Consider the following 13,136-nt stretch of genomic DNA (forward strand, 5'->3'; position numbering starts at 1 on the left):
GGCCCCAGGAGAGTAGTGCCCCAGAGAAACGATGATCTGCGCGACGCGCTCAAACGCGCGGCGTCGGCGCTGCGCGCCCAGGGCCCCGATTTCGCTCTCGGCGGCAGCTACGCGCTGTGGGTGTTCGGTGGTCCAGAACCCGTGCACGACGTAGATTTCGTGGTCGCCGAGCCCGACACCGAGAAGGCCGCGGCGACGCTGGAGGAGGCGGGTTTCCGGGTCGAGCGCACTCCTGAGGACTGGTTGTTCAAGGCGTGCGTCGAGGACGACTTCGTCATCGACGTGCTGCACCGGCTCAACGGCGTTCCGGTCGACAAGGAAACGATCCTGGCGGCCGAGGAGTACGACGTGCTCGCGATCCGGATGCGCGTGCTGGCGCCCACCGAGGTCATGCGCGAGAAGCTTAACTCCCTCAACGAACACCATTGCGACTTCGCCGCACTGCTTCCCGCGGTGCGAGCGGTCCGCGAACAACTGGACTGGGAGCAACTTCGCGCCGAGACCGCCGACAACCCGTTCGCATCAGCATTCCTGATGCTGGCCGACCGCCTCGAGCTCACCGGCTGACGCTTCGTCGCAGCCGCTTCGAGACCGCCTCCACGGCCTGTATCACCTCCGGCGGTGAGAGCACCCGGAAATCGCATCCGACCGTCGCGAAGTAGAGCACCATACGTTCGGGGTCGTCGGCACCGGCCGTGACGACGCATGCGTGCGGACCGTCGGGTTCGATCGTCGCCGATGACGGTGAGAAATGCTGGGCGACAACATCTTCCGGGGCGTCGAAGTGGACGCGCGCGACGTAACGGTACGGTGAGCTGCTGATCGACCGCCGCACGTACGTCGCCGCGTCGGGCGCCTCGCGGGGCACGAAGGTGCTGCCTTGGGCGCGCACGTCGTTCATCCGGTCCAGCCGCAGACTGCGCCAGTCCTGCTTGTCGCGGTCGAAGGCCAGCAGGTACCAGCGCCGGCCGGTGGTGACCAGCTGATAGGGCTCGAGCCGGCGCTGGGTCGCGTTGCCGCGGATGTCGACGACGTAGCCGGCGGCCACGTGCTCGTGGTCGCGGCAGGCCCGCGCGAGGGCCATCAGAACGTCGGGTTCGACCGGTGTATCGGAGGTCGGGGCCATCAGCGTGACGGTAGATTCGTGCACCGCGGCCACCTGCGACCGCAGCTTGGACGGCATCACCTGATCGAGCTTGCTCAGTGCCCGCAGCGCCGATTCGCCGACGCCCGCCACTGTTCCGCCCGCGGCCAGGCGCAGGCATACGGCCATCGCGACGGCCTCGTCGGGGTCGAGCAGCAACGGCGGCAACGCCGCACCGGCGCCGAGTTGATAGCCGCCGCCGTGGCCCTTGCTGGCGTGGACGGGGTATCCGAGGTCGCGTAGCCGTTCGATGTCGCGACGCACGCTGCGAGTGGTGACCCCCAACCGTTCAGCGAGGCCCTCACCAGTCCACACCCGCCGCGACTGCAGCAGGCCCAGCAGCTGCAGTATCCGGCTCGTCGTCTCCGACACAGCCGAAGAGTGTCACAGATTCAGGACTGTTTCTGTCCGCTGATCGCAACGGCTTGCAAATTCCGTGCCTCGCGCCGGTAGCACACGAATCGCTGGAGATTTAGGACCGGAACTGTCCTAAGGTTCTGCCACGCTATCGACATGAGTACGACAGCGAGGATCACCGACGAGTTGGCCGAGCAGACCGACTTCCACTGGACCAACTTCCTGCGCCCCCGGTTCCAGGGGCTCACCGACGACGAGTACTTCTGGCAACCGGTTCCGGACTGCTGGACCGTCCACCCGGACGGATCGATCGACTTCGACTATCCCGAACCGGCCCCGGCACCGTTCACGACGATCGCCTGGCGCCTCGCGCACGTCATCGTCGGCGTGTTCGCGATGCGCAACCACAGCCACTTCGGCGCCCCGTACGCCGACTACCAGTCCTGGCGGTACGCCACCGACGCCGCGACGGCGCTGCGACAGCTCGACGAGCAGTACCAAACCTGGATCGGCGGGGTGCGCGGGTTGTGCGACGAGGACCTGAACCGACCGTGCGGGCCCGCAGAAGGCCCCTACGCCGACCATCCGCTCATCGCGCTCGTCCTACACATCAATCGCGAGTTCATCCACCACGGCGCCGAAATCGCTTGCCTCCGAGACCTGTACGCCCACACCAACCCGAAGGGAAACTGAAGATGCCCGCTATGCCCCCACCTGTCGCCGACGAGCGCCAGGGTCTGCGCGAGTACGTGGCCGCCCAGCAGTACGCCTTCCGCGCCGTGGCGTTCGGCTTGACCGACGAACAAGCGCGGTCGACACCGTCGGTCAGCGCGCTGTCGATCGGCGGCTTGATCAAACACGTCACCAACTGCCAACGCGGGTGGATGCAGCGGGTCGCGGCCGCTCCCGAGCCGACCGAGAGCGACCGACGGCCGATGGAGGACCAGCAGGCCGACTATCAGGGCGAGTTCATCATGGGCGAGGACGAAACCCTCGCCGGCATCCTGACCAGGTTCGACGAGCAGAACGCCGAGACACTCCGATTGGTCGAGACCGCCGACCTGAACGCAGCGGTGCCGATCCCGCCGCATGTGCCCTGGTTTCCAAAGGACGTGTCGGCATGGTCGGTGCGCTGGGTGATCTTGCACATGATCGAGGAGCTGGCCCGGCACGCCGGGCAGGCCGATATCATCCGCGAAACCATCGACGGTGCAACGCTTTACGAGCTACTCGCCGGTCTTGAAGACTGGGAACCGACGCCGTGGCTGACGCCGTGGGGCAAGGAACCGGTCGCCGGGAAGGTGTAGAAAGCTGGGCATGCAGGTTCGTAGCGGCACCGCGGTATGCGGGGACGTCGGCATCTTCTACGAGGATCTCGGCGACCCCGCGGATCCGCCGGTGCTGCTGATCATGGGTGTCGGGGCGCAGTTGCCGATGTGGCCGGACGGGTTCTGCGCGCGGCTGATCGACCAGGGCTACCGGGTGATTCGCTTCGACCACCGCGACACCGGGTTGTCGACGAAGCTCAACGGGCAACGCGCGGACGGGTCGGTGTATCCGCGGGTGCTGCGGTATCTGCTGGGCCGCGCCAGTCCGGTGCCGTACACGCTGGTCGACCTGGCCGACGACGCGCGCGGGCTGCTCGACCATCTCGGCATCGACTGCGCGCACGTCGTCGGGGCGTCCATGGGCGGGATGATCGCGCAGGTGCTGGCGGGCCGCCATCCCGAACGGGTGGCATCGCTGGGACTGGTGATGACGAGCGCGGGGACGCCGTTCTCGTCGCTACCCGCTCTGCGGGTGATCCGGCTGGCGTTCGGCGCGCCCGCCCGCGACGCACCACTCGAGCAGCGCCTGGCCCACGAGGTCCGCAACGTGGCAATCATCAACGGGCCCAACTTCTTACCGCCCGCCGAGCAGCTACACCGCCGGGTGCGGGAGCTGCGCGAGCGCAGCGACTACCCGCAGGGCATGCTGCGTCAGTTCGATGCAATCCTCGGCACCGGCAGCCTGCTCCGCTACACCCGTCGCATCACCGCACCGACCGTCGTCATCCACGGCACGAAGGACCCGCTGGTGCGACCGCGCAACGGCCGCACCGTCGCACGGGCCGTCGACGGCGCGCGTTACGTCGTCGTCGATGGAATGGGGCATGACCTACCCGAACCGGTGTGGGGTCCGGTCGTCGGAGCGCTGAGGGAGAACTTCGCCGGCCCTACCGCAGCACCTGACTGACGGCGTGCTCGACGACCGCGTCCAGATCGGTCCCCAGCCTGCCCGCCAGCCACTGTTGCGCCAGCTCGGCCATCGCACCGGTGTACATCGCCGCGCCGACCTGGGCGGCGACCGAGTCGGTATCGGGCTGTAACCGCCAGCCCTCGGTGAGCACGCCTTCGCGCAACAAGTCCTGTGTCGCCGCACGCCGGGCCGCCAGCACCGGATTCGACCGCGCATCGGTGAACAGCACCCGGCCGCGGCGCGGGTCCTGGGAGCTGAAGCCGAGCACCGCGGCGATCCCGGCCCGAGTCCTGGCCCGCAGCGATTCGCCTGCCTGCGACATGGCCCCTTCGATCGCTTCGGCCAGTTGGGCGCTCACCTGGTCGTAGACAGCGCCGAGCAGGTCGTCGGTATCGGCGAAGCTCTCGTAGAAATACCGTGTGTTCAGCCCACATTCGCGGCACACCGACCGCACCGACACGGCAGCCTCGCCGCCATCGCCGAACAGCCGGAAGGCGGCGTCGATCAGCTGCGCTCGGCGCTCGGCGCGGCGGTCCGTCAGCGGCACGCCCGCCCATCGGGTCGGACTGGACACGACCCCAGCGTAGGCGCCATCACGTCCACTCTGGTCACATACGTGACCAAAATGTATTCTGGCTACAGCCGTGACCAGAGTTTGGAACCGAGGAGCCGACGTGATTCTGCTGCCGCACCAGTTCATCGGAGAAGCGCTCAACCAGCGCTTCGACAAGGACATCCGGCGCAATTACTTCCGCGGTATGCAGTTCGCCGCGCCGGTGGGCGATCCGGGCTGGTTCGGCCCCGGCAGCGCGGTCTGGCACGTGCACTCGCACATGCAGGCGCTGATCTTCGGCCTGCAGTGCGCGGCGTTCATGGAGCGGCTGGATCCCTCGATCTACTGGATGGGCATGCACCACTCACGGCTGGTCAAGCGCGACCCGAAAACGGGGGTCGCCGTTCCCGAGATCGACCCCAAGGGCGCGGTGGTACGTCTCGGCCACTCGATCGCATTCTTCATCGGCACCGCCTACGGCTCGACCGAGACCGCCGAGCGTCTGGCGAAAGCTGTCCGTTCGATGCACCACACCATCAAGGGCACGCGCCCCGACGGCGCCCGTTACGACGCCGACGACCCGGACTGGTTGCGCTGGAACTACGCCACCGTGGTGTGGGGCCTGGCCACCGCGCATGAGCTTTACCATCCGAACCCGTTGCGCGGCAACAAGATCGATCGTTACTACCGCGAATTCGTGCGGGTCGGCCACGCGTTGGGCGGTACCGACCTGCCCGAGACGAAGGCCGAGGTCGCCGACTGTCTCGAGTCCTATCTACCGCGGTTGGCCGTCACGCACGGCACGGCGCTCGCCACGGGGCCGGGCCTGCCGCTGGCGCAGAGCGCGATCAACTGGGCCATCCGCGACACGATGCCGCGCTGGGCTAAGCAGTTGATCCAGCACAAGGACCCGCACATCCTCGAGCGCACCGCGCGCCGGGCGACCGTTTGGTCGGTGATCAACGGGCTGCATATCGCGCAGGGCCAGATACCGGAGTTCCGCCAGGCGCAGGCCAGGGTGGCCTCGGGCACCGATGTGCCGCACACGCTGCTGACATACCGGCTGGGCGACGACGAGATCCGCACGCGCGACGAGGTCGAGCGCAGTTTCGCCGAGGCATGAATCAGCCGCGAAATGGCATTCCAGCAGGAAAAGTGCGAGTAGCGGCCTGCTGGAATGCAATTTCGGCGCAACAGGGACCCCGCAACAGGGGGCCCGTAGAAGGCCGACTGTGAGCCGGTGCACAGGTTTTTACGGGCCACCGCGGATTTTGAGACACTGGCCGTTATGAGTGCCACGCGAAAGACGCAGCACCGCGACGTAGCCAAGCTCGACAGGGTCCCCCTGCAGATCGAGGCGGCCCGCGTCGGTGCCACGGGTTGGCAGATCACCCGTACCGGCGCGCGGGTCGTTTCGAAGATCGCCGGCCGCGGTTCGCTGCAACAGAAGATCATCAAGCAGGTCCCGCAGGCGTTCGCCGACCTGGGGCCCACCTACGTCAAGTTCGGCCAGATCATCGCGTCGAGTCCCGGCGCGTTCGGGGAACCGCTGTCAAAGGAGTTCCGCAGCCTGCTCGACCGGGTTCCGCCCGCGGACCCCGAAGAGGTGCACAAGCTGTTCGTCGAGGACCTCGGCGACGAACCCGCGAACCTGTTCAAGAGCTTCGACGAGAAGCCGTTCGCGTCCGCGTCGATCGCCCAGGTGCACTACGCGACGCTGCACAGCGGTGAAGAGGTCGTTGTCAAGATCCAGCGCCCCGGCATCCGCAGGCGGGTCGCCGCGGATCTGCAGATCCTCAAGCGCGGCGCGCGGCTGGTCGAGTTCGCCAAGCTGGGTCAGCGCCTGAGCGCTCAAGACGTCGTCGCCGACTTCGCCGACAACCTGGCCGAGGAACTCGACTTCCGGCTCGAGGCGCAGTCGATGGACGCGTGGGTCGCGCACATGCACGCCTCCCCGCTGGGCCGCAACATCCGTGTGCCACAGGTCTATTGGGATCTCACCAGCGAGCGCGTGCTGACGATGGAGCGCATCCAGGGCACCCGTATCGACGATGTGAAGACCATCCGGCAGAAGGGCTTCGACGGCACCGAACTGGTCAAGGCGCTGCTGTTCAGCGTCTTCGAAGGCGGCCTGCGCCACGGGCTGTTCCACGGCGACCTGCATGCGGGCAACCTCTACGTCGACGACGACGGCAAGATCGTGTTCTTCGACTTCGGGATCATGGGCCGGGTCGACCCGCGCACCCGCTGGCTGCTGCGCGAACTCGTGTACGCGCTGCTGGTGAAGAAGGACCACGCCGCAGCGGGCAAGATCGTCGTGTTGATGGGCGCAGTCGGCACCATGAAGCCGGAGGCCCAGGCGGCCAAGGACCTCGAGAAGTTCGCGACACCATTGACCATGTCGACGCTGGGCGACATGAGCTACGCCGAGATCGGCAAGCAACTGTCGACCCTCGCCGAGGCATATGACGTCAAGCTGCCGCGCGAACTGGTGCTGATCGGCAAGCAGTTCCTCTACGTCGAGCGCTACATGAAGCTGCTCGCACCGAAGTGGCAGATGATGTCGGATCCCCAGCTGACCGGCTACTTCGCCAACTTCATGGTCGAGGTCAGCAGGGAGCACGACACGGAACTCGACAGCGAGGTCCGCGGCTGAATGCAGGTCCGAACCGGATTCGCCAAGTCCGGCGATCTCGACATCTACTACGAGGACATGGGCGATCCGAACGACCCGGCGGTCCTGCTCGTCATGGGACTCGGCGCGCAGCTTCTGATGTGGCGCAAGGATTTCTGTGAGCGGCTCATCAACCAGGGCCTGCGGGTCATCCGGTTCGACAATCGAGATGTCGGCCTTTCCACGAAACTCCGGGGGCTGAGCACCGACGCCCCGCTGGTGCCGCGGATGCTGCGCTCGCTGCTCGGGATGAGAAGCCCGGCCGCATACACACTCGAGGACATGGCCGATGACGCGGCCGCCCTGCTGGACCATCTCGAGATCGAGCGCGCCCACATCGTCGGCGCGTCGATGGGCGGGATGATCGCCCAGGTGTTCGCCGCCCGGCACAAACCGCGCACCCGGTCGTTGGCGATCATCTTCTCGAGCAACAACCAAACGCTGCTGCCACCACCGGGTCCGCGACAGCTGATCGCGATCTTGCAGCGGCCCAGAGCCAACACCCGCGAGGCGATCATCGAAAACGCCGTCCGGGTCACCAAGATCATCGGCAGCCCGGGCTTCCCCGCCTCCGAGGAGCGGCTGCGCGCCGACGCGATCGCGGACTACAACCGCTGCTACCACCCCGCCGGGATCGGCAGGCAGTTCTCGGCGATCCTGGGCAGCGGCAGCCTGTTGCGCTACGACCGCGAGATCACGGCTCCCACGGTGGTGCTGCACGGCAAGGCCGACAAGCTGATGCGCCCGTCAGGAGGACGCGCGATCGCCAAAGCCATCGCAAACGCCCGGCTGGTGCTGTTCGACGGTATGGGTCACGAACTGCCCGAGCCGCTGTGGGACGACATCATCGGGGAGCTCAAAACCGTTTTCGCCGCAAATATTTGACGTCGGCGCAAGCGTTCCTCGGGTGGCCAGCAAGCACGGTTGCGCGTACATTCGTCCCGAGTGCTTCCGGGCTTGAACTGTCACAGGCGACGCGAGCTCTGATTCCGCCCAGAAAGGCACAACAGTGGCTGCAACACGCAACTTGACGCCGCACTTCGCCGACGTGCAGGCGCACTACGACCTCTCAGACGAGTTCTTCCGGCTCTGGCTGGATCCGTCCCAGACCTACAGCTGCGCCTTCTTCGAGCGCGATGACATGACGCTCGAGGAGGCTCAGCGCGCCAAAGTCGATCTCGCGTTGGGCAAATTGCGCCTTGAACCGGGGATGACGCTGCTCGACGTCGGCTGCGGTTGGGGTTCGACGATGATGAGGGCTGTCGAGAAGTACGACGTCAACGTCGTCGGCCTCACCTTGAGCGAGAACCAGCACGCCCACGTCGAGAAGGTCTTCGCCGGATCCGACAGCCCGAGGTCCAAGCGGGTGTTGCTTCAGGGCTGGGAACAGTTCGACGAGCCCGTGGACCGAATTGTGTCGATCGGTGCGTTCGAGCACTTCGGCAGGGACCGCTGGGACGACTTCTTCACCATGGCCCACCGCGTGCTGCCCGACGACGGGGCGATGCTGCTGCACACCATCACCGCGCTCACACTTCCGCAGATGGCAGAGCAAGGTATGCCGCTGACGTTTTCGGTGGCCCGGTTCGTGAAGTTCATCCTCACCGAGATCTTCCCGGGCGGATACCTGCCGACGATCGAGCTGGTCGCCGAGCACGCCGAGAAGGCGGGCTTCGAGTTGACCCGGCGACAGAGCCTGCAGCCGCACTACGCGCGCACGCTTGACTGCTGGTCAGCGGCGCTGGAGACGCACAGGGACGAGGCGATCGCCATCCAGTCCCAAGAGGTCTACGACCGCTACATGCACTACCTGACCGGCTGTGCACACGGCTTCCGCGTCGGATACATCGACGTCAACCAGTTCACGCTCCAGAAATAGCCCCCGCCTCCCACAAATTGCCGCCGGAGTGGCGGCACGCCGAATTAGGGTTCGGCAACGGCCGACGATAGGGTGTCGACCAGATCATCACGTGACGACGTGCAGGTCCGCGTCACGTCATTGGGAAAGGCCAAGCAGGGGAAATATGTCTGACAACTCAACCGGCACGAAGGATATGCGGCCTCATTTTGAGGACATCCAGGCGCATTACGACCTGTCGGACGACTTCTTCGGCGTGTTCCAGGACCCGACGCGCAAATACAGCTGCGCATACTTCACCGGCCCGAACGTCACGCTGTCGGAGGCGCAGATCGCCAACGTCGACCAGCACCTCGACAAGCTCGACCTCAAGCCGGGTATGACCCTGCTGGAGGTGGGCTGCGGGTGGGGCCTGACGTTGCAGCGTGCGATGGAGAAGTACGACGTCAACGTGATCGGGCTGACCCTGTCGAAGAACCAGCAGGCCTACTGCAACCAGCTGCTGAGCAAGCTGGACACCGAGCGCACCTACGACGTACGCCTCGAGGGCTGGGAGCAGTTCCACTCCCCCGTCGACCGCATCGTCTCCATCGAGGCGTTCGAGCACTTCGGCTTCGAGCGCTACGACGACTTCTTCAAGACGTGTTTCGACATCCTGCCCGACGACGGCCGGATGACCATCCAGAGCAGCGTCGGCTATCACCCGTACGACCTGGCCGCACGCGGTAAGAAGCTGACCTTCGAGATGGCCCGCTTCATCAAGTTCATGATCACCGAGATCTTTCCCGGCGGCCGCCTGCCGACGACGCAGATGATGGTGGAGCACGGCGAAAAGGCGGGCTTCCAGGTGCCCGAGCCGCTGTCGTTGCGTAACCACTACATCAAGACGCTGGGCATCTGGGCCGACCGCCTCGAGCGCAACAAGGACACCGCGATCGCGGCCGCCGGCGAGGAGAACTACGACCGGTACATGCGCTATCTCAAAGGCTGCCAGTGGTACTTCATCGACGAGGGCATCGACGTCAGCCTGGTTACGTATCTGAAGCCCGGCGCAGCCGCGTAAGGGACGAAACGTAGGGAAATACCTGATTCGCCCGGCGTGAGGAGTCGCTACCGTTCGACAGATGAGCGGGAGTCGGGAATCCGCGTGCTACCTGGCTGAATGGTATCTGCCCGAGCTCACTGAGCAATCCGTCGAGGACCTCGTCGCACGTCTTGACGCCGCGGCCGCCGTCGCCACTGGCGAGGGCACTCCCGTCGAGTTGCTGATCACGCTGGCCGTACCCAGCGACGAGGTGCTCTACGGCGTCTTCGGCGCCGGCTCCCGAGAGATCGTCTCCCGGACCTGCCTGGCCGCCGGGGCACCACACCAGCGGCTGTCCGCTCCTGTGGGCACCCGGATCCGGCGCCACCACCGCGCTTGACGTTGCCGGACACCTCCGCACTCCTTGGCTCTGCCTATTAAGCGCTCCTCTTAGCTGCATATCGGCGGCCCACGACTACTGCGCCCTCATATGTCAGCGGGATATCCTCGATTTGCTGTCGATGAGGGGTGTGGTTCTGGTGTCCGGCGTAATCGAGCGTCCGGCCGAATTCCGGGCGGTCGGCGATTTCCTGGAATCCGCCGACAGCGCACCATGTGCACTTGTCATCGAGGGAGAGGCCGGAGCCGGCAAGACCACCCTGTGGCTGACGGGTATCTCTGCGGCCCGTCAACGCGGCTTCCGGGTGCTGACGGCGCGCGCCGGCCAGGCCGAGACGACTCTCGCGTATGCGGCCGTCGCCGACCTCTTCGGCGACATCCCCTCTGAGGTCTTCGCCGGCCTGCCGGACGTGCAGCGCCTGGCTGTGGATCGCGTGCTGCTGCGCGCGGACGGCGACGGCCCGCCGACAGATCAGGGCGCGGTGGCGGCGGCCTTCGCCGGTGCCGTCGAGCACTTCTGCGGCGACGGGCCGGTGCTCATTGCCATCGACGACGTGCAGTGGCTGGATCCGTCCAGTCAAGCCGTGGTGGCCTTCGCCGCCAGGCGGTTCAGCGGTTGCGTGGGCGTGCTGGTCACCGAACGCACCGAACACGAGGGCGCCGACGCGGCGAGTTGGCTGCAGGTAGGCGACCCGTCCGGTGTCCGCCGGGTGCACGTGGGTCCCTTGAGTCTCGGCGGGCTGCACGCCCTGATCTCGGCGCGGCTCGGCCGAACTTTTCCTCGCCCGACGATGGTCCGGATCGCCGAAATCTCCGGCGGCAACCCGTTCTACGCCCTCGAGTTGGCGCGCGCGATCGACGCGGGCGATTCCCAGTCGGTGTTGCCCGCGACGCTCGCGGAGTTGATGCGCAGGCGCATCGGTCGGCTGGAACCCGAGACGCAGATCCTCCTGCTGGCCGCCGCATGTGAGGCCGCTCCCACCGTCGACCTGTTGGCTCGTGTCACGCACAGCACGGGCGATCGCACCGCCGAACTGCTGGCCGAAGCCAGAGACAAGGGAATCCTGACCATCAGCGGTGACGCCGTGGCGTTCTCGCATCCGCTGTTGGCGCGCAGCGTGTACACCGATGCCAAACCGAGTGCGCGACGCGCCATGCACCGGTCGCTGGCCGAGGCGGCGGTACTCGACGAGTCCAGAGCCAGGCATATGGCACTGGCCGCCGCCAGCGCCGACCCGGCCACGCTGGAGGCGCTCGACACCGCCGCCGATACGGCGGTGGCACGCGGTGCACCCGCCGCGGCCGGCGAATTACTCGAGCTGGCAATCGGTCTCGGCGGTGATACACCAACGCGGCGGATTCGCGCGGCCGACCACTACCTGCACGCCGGCGATCTGGAGCGCACCCGCTCGCTGCTGGACGGATTGACCGAGCGTATTCCGCGTGGCGCGCACCGGGCGATGGCGTTGAACTTGTTGGCCAGCATGCGGATTCAACACAACAGCTTCACCGACGCCGTTATCCTCTTGGAACAGGCGCTCGACCATGATGAGGGTGACCGCGAGGTCCGGGTCCGCACGCTACTGCTGCTGGCGTATGCGCGCCTCAACGCCGGTGAGTTCGGGGCAGCGCTACAGAGCGCGGAACGGGCCGCCGCTTACGCGGAAGACGTTGGGATCGCCGACCTTACGAGTCAGGTTCTCGCGGTGCGCACCAACATCGCCTGCATGTGCGGTCGCGGCGTCGACTGGGCGGGCATCGACCGGGCGTTGGCACTGCAGGATCTGAGCAGCGAGGCGCCGATCGCGTTCCGCGCCAGAGCCAACCACGCCTTGCTGCTGGCGTTCGTGGGGCGCTTGGACGAGGCGATGGACCAGATGGCTTTCGTGCGTCAGCGTTGCCTCGAGCGAGGGGCCGAAACCGATCTGATCTTCGTCGCGGTGTTCAGCGCGTTGATCGAGATCTGGCGGGGACGCTACGACGACGCGACCCGCATCGCCGAGGAGACCGTGGAGCGGGCACAGCAACTCGGCGGTGAGCACATGCGAGTGGTCGCCAAGACCATCCAGTCCGCAGTCGCCGCGTATGCCGGTAGGGAGGGTGAGACCCGCGCTGTCGCCCGGAAGGCGATCGATCTCGCCGAGCGTTGCAGTTCCCCCCGGCTGGCTGACTGGGCTTCGGTCAACCTGGCGTTCCTCGAGGTGTCGTTGGGCAACTACGAACAGGCGCTGCAGATCTTGCAGCCGCTGGTCGACCGGTTCCCGTTCCTGCCAGGCACGGAGATCATCACCGCGGGATTCGTCCCCGACGCGGTCGAGGCGATGGTCGCGCTCGGCCGAGCCGCCGAAACCGAGCCGATGATCGAGGCGCTGGAGGCCAATGGGCGACTGTTGGACAGGCCGTGGATGCTGGCCATGGCCGCCCGGTGCCGCAGCCTCTGGCTGGCCGCGCAAGGTGAGGTCGACGAGGCGGCCGATATGGCGAGACGCGCGCTCGCGCACCATGAGCGCCTGCCGATGCCCTTCGAGCGTGCTCGAACCCTGTTGCTGCTCGGCCAGTTACAGCGACGTCAGCGGCAGAAGGAGGCGTCGCGCACGACGATGACCGAGGCCTTGCACGCGTTCGAAGGCTTGGGCACTCCGCTGTGGGCGCAGCGGGCCCGCGCCGAGATCGCGCGGGCCGGCGCGTCGAGCAATGGACATCTGGGTTTGACGCCGTCGGAGCACCGCGTCGCCGAACTCGCGGCGTCGGGGATGACGACCAAGGACGTGGCCACCGCGCTGTTCATCAGCCCCAAGACGGTCGAGACCAACCTCTCGCGCATCTACCGAAAACTTGGAATCAGATCGCGGGCCGAACTCGGGCGCGTCTTTGGCGAGAATTTTTGAG

General features: G+C 66.5%; 13 protein-coding genes. 11 read left to right on the forward strand and 2 right to left on the reverse strand.

Features of this window, described 5'->3' with window-relative positions:
• Nucleotides 1-15 precede the first annotated feature (15 nt).
• Nucleotides 16-567 carry a nucleotidyltransferase family protein gene (locus CEX88_RS09925; protein ID WP_094293340.1) on the forward strand — a complete coding sequence of 184 codons (552 nt, stop codon included), beginning with the start codon at nucleotides 16-18 and terminating at the stop codon, nucleotides 565-567.
• Here the strand turns inward: CEX88_RS09925 and CEX88_RS09930 are convergent.
• Nucleotides 557-1,516: a helix-turn-helix transcriptional regulator gene (locus CEX88_RS09930; RefSeq protein WP_094293341.1), complete on the reverse strand. Its 960-nt coding sequence runs from the start codon at nucleotides 1,514-1,516 to the stop codon at nucleotides 557-559. The two genes, CEX88_RS09925 and CEX88_RS09930, sit on opposite strands and share 11 nt — an antisense overlap.
• 141 nt (nucleotides 1,517-1,657) lie before the next feature.
• On the opposite strand from CEX88_RS09930, the gene CEX88_RS09935 reads away from it, so the two are divergent.
• From CEX88_RS09935 to CEX88_RS09945, 3 genes are read left to right on the forward strand one after another with little or no spacing between them, the layout of a single operon-like run.
• Nucleotides 1,658-2,194, forward strand: coding sequence for a DinB family protein (locus tag CEX88_RS09935; protein WP_094293342.1), 537 nt, complete (start codon nucleotides 1,658-1,660; stop codon nucleotides 2,192-2,194).
• A 2-nt stretch (nucleotides 2,195-2,196) separates the two neighbouring features.
• On the forward strand, nucleotides 2,197-2,808 hold the full coding sequence (locus CEX88_RS09940; protein ID WP_094293343.1) for a DinB family protein: 612 nt from the start codon (nucleotides 2,197-2,199) through the stop codon (nucleotides 2,806-2,808).
• Nucleotides 2,809-2,818: 10 nt separating this feature from the next.
• Nucleotides 2,819-3,736 carry an alpha/beta fold hydrolase gene (locus CEX88_RS09945; RefSeq protein ID WP_094293344.1) on the forward strand — a complete coding sequence of 306 codons (918 nt, stop codon included), beginning with the start codon at nucleotides 2,819-2,821 and terminating at the stop codon, nucleotides 3,734-3,736.
• On the opposite strand, the gene CEX88_RS09950 is transcribed toward CEX88_RS09945, so the two are convergent.
• Nucleotides 3,717-4,313, reverse strand: coding sequence for a TetR/AcrR family transcriptional regulator (locus tag CEX88_RS09950; RefSeq protein WP_064400169.1), 597 nt, complete (start codon nucleotides 4,311-4,313; stop codon nucleotides 3,717-3,719). The two genes, CEX88_RS09945 and CEX88_RS09950, sit on opposite strands and share 20 nt — an antisense overlap.
• Before the next feature lie 103 nt (nucleotides 4,314-4,416).
• On the opposite strand from CEX88_RS09950, the gene CEX88_RS09955 reads away from it, so the two are divergent.
• From CEX88_RS09955 to CEX88_RS09985, 7 genes are all read left to right on the forward strand, one after another.
• Nucleotides 4,417-5,415: an oxygenase MpaB family protein gene (locus CEX88_RS09955; protein ID WP_094293423.1), complete on the forward strand. Its 999-nt coding sequence runs from the start codon at nucleotides 4,417-4,419 to the stop codon at nucleotides 5,413-5,415.
• 165 nt (nucleotides 5,416-5,580) lie between these two features.
• A complete protein-coding gene (locus CEX88_RS09960; RefSeq protein WP_094293345.1) occupies nucleotides 5,581-6,948 on the forward strand; it encodes an ABC1 kinase family protein in 1,368 nt (455 codons plus the stop codon).
• Nucleotides 6,949-7,851, forward strand: coding sequence for an alpha/beta fold hydrolase (locus CEX88_RS09965; protein WP_094293346.1), 903 nt, complete (start codon nucleotides 6,949-6,951; stop codon nucleotides 7,849-7,851).
• Nucleotides 7,852-7,975: 124 nt separating this feature from the next.
• Entirely contained in the window at nucleotides 7,976-8,845 is an 870-nt protein-coding gene (locus tag CEX88_RS09970; protein ID WP_094293347.1) for a cyclopropane mycolic acid synthase family methyltransferase, read from the forward strand.
• Between the two features lie 145 nt (nucleotides 8,846-8,990).
• Complete coding sequence (locus tag CEX88_RS09975; protein ID WP_064400173.1) at nucleotides 8,991-9,887, forward strand: cyclopropane mycolic acid synthase family methyltransferase; 897 nt, start codon at nucleotides 8,991-8,993, stop codon at nucleotides 9,885-9,887.
• A 61-nt stretch (nucleotides 9,888-9,948) separates the two neighbouring features.
• Nucleotides 9,949-10,248, forward strand: a complete 300-nt coding sequence (locus CEX88_RS09980; protein WP_066849627.1) for a hypothetical protein — start codon at nucleotides 9,949-9,951, stop codon at nucleotides 10,246-10,248.
• 121 nt (nucleotides 10,249-10,369) lie between these two features.
• Nucleotides 10,370-13,135: a helix-turn-helix transcriptional regulator gene (locus tag CEX88_RS09985; RefSeq protein WP_094293348.1), complete on the forward strand. Its 2,766-nt coding sequence runs from the start codon at nucleotides 10,370-10,372 to the stop codon at nucleotides 13,133-13,135.
• The last annotated feature ends 1 nt before the right edge of the window (nucleotide 13,136 follow it).

Source organism: Mycobacterium neumannii, assembly GCF_002245615.1.
GTDB classification, from domain to species: Bacteria; Actinomycetota; Actinomycetes; order Mycobacteriales; family Mycobacteriaceae; genus Mycobacterium; species Mycobacterium neumannii_A.

Excerpts from the sequence above, each read along its gene's own strand:
- CEX88_RS09935 (WP_094293342.1), top strand. The coding sequence starts at position 1,658 with ATGAGTACGACAGCGAGGATCACCGACGAGTTGGCCGAGCAGACCGAC.
- CEX88_RS09940 (WP_094293343.1), top strand. The coding sequence starts at position 2,197 with ATGCCCGCTATGCCCCCACCTGTCGCCGACGAGCGCCAGGGTCTGCGC.
- CEX88_RS09945 (WP_094293344.1), top strand. The coding sequence starts at position 2,819 with ATGCAGGTTCGTAGCGGCACCGCGGTATGCGGGGACGTCGGCATCTTC.
- CEX88_RS09960 (WP_094293345.1), top strand. The coding sequence starts at position 5,581 with ATGAGTGCCACGCGAAAGACGCAGCACCGCGACGTAGCCAAGCTCGAC.
- CEX88_RS09965 (WP_094293346.1), top strand. The coding sequence starts at position 6,949 with ATGCAGGTCCGAACCGGATTCGCCAAGTCCGGCGATCTCGACATCTAC.
- CEX88_RS09975 (WP_064400173.1), top strand. The coding sequence starts at position 8,991 with ATGTCTGACAACTCAACCGGCACGAAGGATATGCGGCCTCATTTTGAG.
- CEX88_RS09980 (WP_066849627.1), top strand. The coding sequence starts at position 9,949 with ATGAGCGGGAGTCGGGAATCCGCGTGCTACCTGGCTGAATGGTATCTG.
- CEX88_RS09985 (WP_094293348.1), top strand. The coding sequence starts at position 10,370 with ATGAGGGGTGTGGTTCTGGTGTCCGGCGTAATCGAGCGTCCGGCCGAA.